This window comes from Edaphobacter sp., from assembly GCF_035532915.1.
GTDB lineage: Bacteria > Acidobacteriota > Terriglobia > Terriglobales > Acidobacteriaceae > Edaphobacter.
Genome location: NZ_DATKQC010000150.1, coordinates 1 through 4,151 on the forward strand (window position 1 = coordinate 1; position 4,151 = coordinate 4,151).

The 4,151-nt window shown below is 56.2% G+C and carries 6 protein-coding genes and 1 pseudogene; 6 read left to right on the forward strand and 1 reads right to left on the reverse strand.

What is annotated here, in order from left to right; all coding sequences use genetic code 11:
• Positions 1-236, forward strand: a pseudogene (locus tag VMU57_RS07280) (hypothetical protein); the annotation flags it as partial.
• Positions 237-283: 47 nt separating this feature from the next.
• Positions 284-1,003 (forward strand): heme-binding domain-containing protein, encoded by a 720-nt coding sequence (locus VMU57_RS07285; protein ID WP_325381976.1) that lies wholly within the window; start codon positions 284-286, stop codon positions 1,001-1,003.
• 71 nt (positions 1,004-1,074) lie between these two features.
• On the opposite strand, the gene VMU57_RS07290 is transcribed toward VMU57_RS07285, so the two are convergent.
• Entirely contained in the window at positions 1,075-1,485 is a 411-nt protein-coding gene (locus VMU57_RS07290) for a site-specific integrase (RefSeq protein WP_325381971.1), read from the reverse strand.
• Between the two features lie 320 nt (positions 1,486-1,805).
• On the opposite strand from VMU57_RS07290, the gene VMU57_RS07295 reads away from it, so the two are divergent.
• The 4 genes from VMU57_RS07295 to VMU57_RS07310 all read left to right on the forward strand — a co-directional run bounded on the left by VMU57_RS07295 (position 1,806) and on the right by VMU57_RS07310 (position 4,053).
• On the forward strand, positions 1,806-2,174 hold the full coding sequence (locus tag VMU57_RS07295; protein WP_325381972.1) for a hypothetical protein: 369 nt from the start codon (positions 1,806-1,808) through the stop codon (positions 2,172-2,174).
• A 75-nt stretch (positions 2,175-2,249) separates the two neighbouring features.
• The gene (locus VMU57_RS07300) at positions 2,250-3,107 is read left to right on the forward strand and encodes a hypothetical protein (RefSeq protein WP_325381973.1); all 858 of its coding nucleotides are present in this window, start codon (positions 2,250-2,252) and stop codon (positions 3,105-3,107) included.
• 11 nt (positions 3,108-3,118) lie between these two features.
• Positions 3,119-3,610 carry a heavy metal-associated domain-containing protein gene (locus VMU57_RS07305; protein ID WP_325381974.1) on the forward strand — a complete coding sequence of 164 codons (492 nt, stop codon included), beginning with the start codon at positions 3,119-3,121 and terminating at the stop codon, positions 3,608-3,610.
• Complete coding sequence (locus VMU57_RS07310) at positions 3,607-4,053, forward strand: hypothetical protein (protein WP_325381975.1); 447 nt, start codon at positions 3,607-3,609, stop codon at positions 4,051-4,053. The genes VMU57_RS07305 and VMU57_RS07310 overlap by 4 nt, the downstream gene beginning before the upstream one ends.
• Positions 4,054-4,151: the final 98 nt, after the last annotated feature.

Genomic DNA, 4,151 nt, shown 5'->3' on the forward strand with positions numbered 1-4,151 from the left:
TACCAACGCAAGGGCAGATAACACGATCACCGCCTTCAAGTTTTTCACGCTGTTTCCGCCAGCGTATGATGTCGACAGCCTTCCCACAACCGGCGCCAGGAACTGCGCCAAATCCTGGACCGATGGTTGTCCCGGCAGGCAAGTTACACAGCGTGCTTGGCGTGACGGCTGTCAAGGTCGTGCGCGGGCATAGCCATCTGGCCGTGGTCGATCATACGCTGGCGGAAACAGCGTGAAAAACTTGAAGGCGGTGATCGTTTTATCTGCCCTTGCGTTGGTAAGCATGGCATTTGTGCATCCGTTTGGGAATCCACGGGTCGCGGCTGAAAAGGGCCGCGCCCCACTCCTACTGGGAGACCAACTGCCTGTGGGCGCAAAGAAGGTCCTGCTCACAAAGTGTGCGGACTGTCACTCAAATGAAACGCGATGGCCCATATATGCTCGGATTCCCCCGGGGTCTTGGTTAATCGAGCGTGACGTGATGGAAGGGCGCAGGCACATGAATCTGTCGACATGGGCCGAACTTACACCCGAGCGTCGCGAGGTTCTTCAATCGAAGATCCTGCACGAGGCAAAGAGCGGCGATATGCCTCCTCTTCAGTATCGTATGTTGCATTGGGACGCGAAACTTTCAAATGCCGACCTGCAGAGCCTTTCAGCATTGGGCAAAGAGGAAGGCTCGGCGGAGGCACGTGCGGGTGGTTCAGGGGATGCGGAGCGCGGGAGGGCAGTCTTCAATAAACGTTGCACCGGCTGTCACGCGATCGATGCCAATCGAGAAGGGCCGAAGCTGCGAGGAGTGTTCGGCAGAAAAGCTGGAAGTCTGCCAGACTTTAACTATTCGGTCTCATTGAAAGCATCGGGTTTTACATGGAATGAAGATTCGCTGGATAAATGGTTGAGCGACACGGATGCCATGGTTCCAGGAAGCGATATGGAATTCCGAGTCGTGAAGGCAACTGAACGTTTGGATCTTATTGCATACCTAAAGCAGACTAAGTAATTCGGATGAGTAATCTCAAGGGTTTATGTGGTGGCGCTTGGCCAAACATGCGATCGAAGTTCTCAGGCAGATCAGTAACGACCAGTCTTAGTGCTGTATCTGGACCGCCCACTTCCTGGCTCTGGTTTGGAGACCGCGCAAGAGCGGGCGGTTCGGATACAGCGACTTGAAGGAAGCCGCTGATCTATGGGCGTTGAATAGGTCGGGTACGGCGTCTCAGCAACGCTCCAGCCTCGCTTCAACACCTGGATGTAGAGGAAGCGCAACGCTGCCAGCCGTTGCGTGACCGTGTTCGGAGCCAGCTTCCAGGTGCGGAACATCGCAGCCTGATACTGGCGAATGTGGTCCGGGCCAAGCTTGTCCGGCGCACAACGGAAGTGCTGAGCGAAGTGCTCGACAGTGCGGATGTAAGTGTGAATCGTGGACGGAGCGTAGTTGCGCCGCTCCAACTCTTCCAGCATGATCTGACGTAGATGGGACACAGAGAATCCTCCTTCTCTGCGACAAACGCTAGATCATCACCGCAACCCCTGGCCCAGCGCACGCGAAAGCGTCCGCCGCACAGCGGCTTCGTTCATATCTTCATAGCGGAAGCGACCTCGGGTTCGGCCTGCCAACTACTTAGCTCCTTCCGGTTGACGGGGAAGCCAGAAGTTTGGATCCTTGCCCCTCACTTAACTGTTCTTGAATCTTTGAGCATCTGGTCATCAAGATCTCATCACAGGCTCTAGAAGGGGAGTCAAGGGTCCTGGACGGAGAAAGTCGTCGACGAATCATTATCCAGTCTGCCTGAGGATATACTTTGATTAGAAGTATGCGTCGTCTCGCCAATATCGTCGCGGTCTTGCTCCTGCTTTTCACGGCAGCGCCGGTTTTGTCCTGCATGACCGGCAGCACGATGAGCCATGAGGAAAGCGTCTGCTGCCATGCCATGCACGGCAACTGCGGCCAGATGGCGAAGATGGGTTGCTGCCGGACGGAGCTTCGGACCGACGAGCACCCGCAGATTGCAACGACGGCTCCCTCGATCGAGTTTCATTGGGTAGCCATCGACTGGCCGATGCCGGAGTTTGTGGCTGTTCACATAGCCCCATCTTCTTCCCTCGATTCTCCCGCGGAACATTCTCCGCCAGGATTGTTAGTCGCAAAAACTACCGTTCTTAGAATCTGATCTGCCCTTCGTAGCCGATGACCTGCACATCTAGCGTGTGCCTGCGCCTCATTTGGTTCAAACGAAGGAGCATTCATGAAATTCCTTATGGTTCTGGCATGTACTCTGGCACTGCCAGGTATCGCTATTGCCGCTGACCACGGCCCTGTCTTCAGTTACGCCACTCCGGTCAACTCACAAGGCGAATTCAGTTTCGATACCGGCATCTTCGGTAGAAACGGTTCTCGGGGAACACAACTTTCGACCGGCTCCGGCTTCGGATACGGTGTCACCCCTCACCTCACCGTCAATGCATTTCTGCCTGCGACGTTCGGCAGCGGATCTCTGCCTGAGAGCCGTATGGTATCCGGCAGCGAATGGTCTGCTGGAGCGTCGTGGCGCTTCCTGCACTCGGTTACGAGCGTCGGGAAGCGGGTCGAATCAACGGCTTCGCTCGGCGTTGTGGTTCCTGGACCTCAACAGGACTCCGGGGTTCTCGGCAGTCTCCATCGAGCGCCGGGTGTCGCAGGCACCCTTGCCACCGGTCTTGCTTCCCGGAGTCAGTATTTGTGGGTTGGCGGTGGCTACACGAGCTTTGCCGAGGCTTCGCACGATCGAAGGCCCGACACCCTCTCCTGGAGCGGCGTCTATGGCTACCAGCCGGTGAAACTTCGCCGGGGCTACGACCAATGGGATTACCGAGGCTTCGCGGAACTGACCGGAGAGCACACCGGCAAGGTGAAAAACAACGGTTTGATTCTTCCGAACAGCAGTACGACAACGCTCTGGCTAGGCCCCTCGGTACTCGCCATCTTCAAAGACGTTGCTATCTCCGGCGGAGTCCAGGCACCCATTTTTCGAGATGCGTCGGACTCGATCTATGGTCGAGAGCGTATTCGTTTCGCCATCAACCTCAGCTATCTCAAGTACTCCGCACACACCAGCTCCCATTGAAAGGACTGACCATGAAAAAGATACTTATCGCAGCTATTTTCGCTCTCTCTTCCGTCGCCGCTCACGCTGAATATCAGCAGGTCGACCTTACCGTCTTCGGCATGGATTGCGCTCCGTGTGCCCACGCCATTCACGTTTCGATGAAAGGAATTCAAGGCGTTAACACCGTAGACGTGGATCTCAATACCGGCCTCGTTACTATCAAACTTGCTCCCGGCAACAGCGCCACGATGCGCCAGTTCAATCAGGCGGTCGAAAAGAACGGGTTTACCCATAAAGACGCTGTGATCGTCGCACGCGGCAAGCTCACGGGCACGGCCAGCGCACCGTTCTTCGAGGTCACTGGAACGCAGGACCAGTTTGCTTTGGTCCCAGCCGCAACGAGTGTCGATATCGCAGTTCTCCTCGGGAAGACCGTAACCATCACGGGCGTTCTCCCGCAGGCATCCAAAGGGAAGGTGTCTGACACGCTGCGCTACAACACCATCACGGAGGCGCAATGACCCTGCCTCCAACAATACCGACTGCCTCGACCTTCACTCCTGAACGCAGGGCCAGACGAGCGGCCCTGCTCAACTACTTTTCACTCTTCAGTTCGTTCAGCACGCTCATCTGCTGTGCGATTCCGTCCGTTCTGGTTCTGCTTGGAATGGGAACAGCGGTTGCCTCACTGCTCTCGGTCGCTCCGTGGCTTGTCAGTCTGTCCCGACATAAAATCTGGACATTCAGCATTGCCGGTACGCTTATCGCCGCCAGCTTTGTGATGACGTATATCGTGGCTCCGCGATTGCGGGACGGGGAGAGTTGCGACGCAGACGATCCCACTACCTGCGGAGAGGTCAGCAAGCTCAGCCGCATCGTACTTTGGAGCTCGGCCTTGATTTGGAGCGGTGGGTTCTTTGTCGCCTACCTGCTAGCGCCGGTTCTGGAACGGATGGACCGCTAGAGCCTGTTATGAAGTTTGCACCAAGATAGTTGCTTACGTTGGCGGCCAATCCTATCCAGTATGGAGGGATGGCAAGCAAAGAGAAAGTCGGTTATCCG

Excerpts from the sequence above, each read along its gene's own strand:
- VMU57_RS07285 (WP_325381976.1), top strand. The coding sequence starts at position 284 with ATGGCATTTGTGCATCCGTTTGGGAATCCACGGGTCGCGGCTGAAAAG.
- VMU57_RS07300 (WP_325381973.1), top strand. The coding sequence starts at position 2,250 with ATGAAATTCCTTATGGTTCTGGCATGTACTCTGGCACTGCCAGGTATC.
- VMU57_RS07305 (WP_325381974.1), top strand. The coding sequence starts at position 3,119 with ATGAAAAAGATACTTATCGCAGCTATTTTCGCTCTCTCTTCCGTCGCC.
- VMU57_RS07310 (WP_325381975.1), top strand. The coding sequence starts at position 3,607 with ATGACCCTGCCTCCAACAATACCGACTGCCTCGACCTTCACTCCTGAA.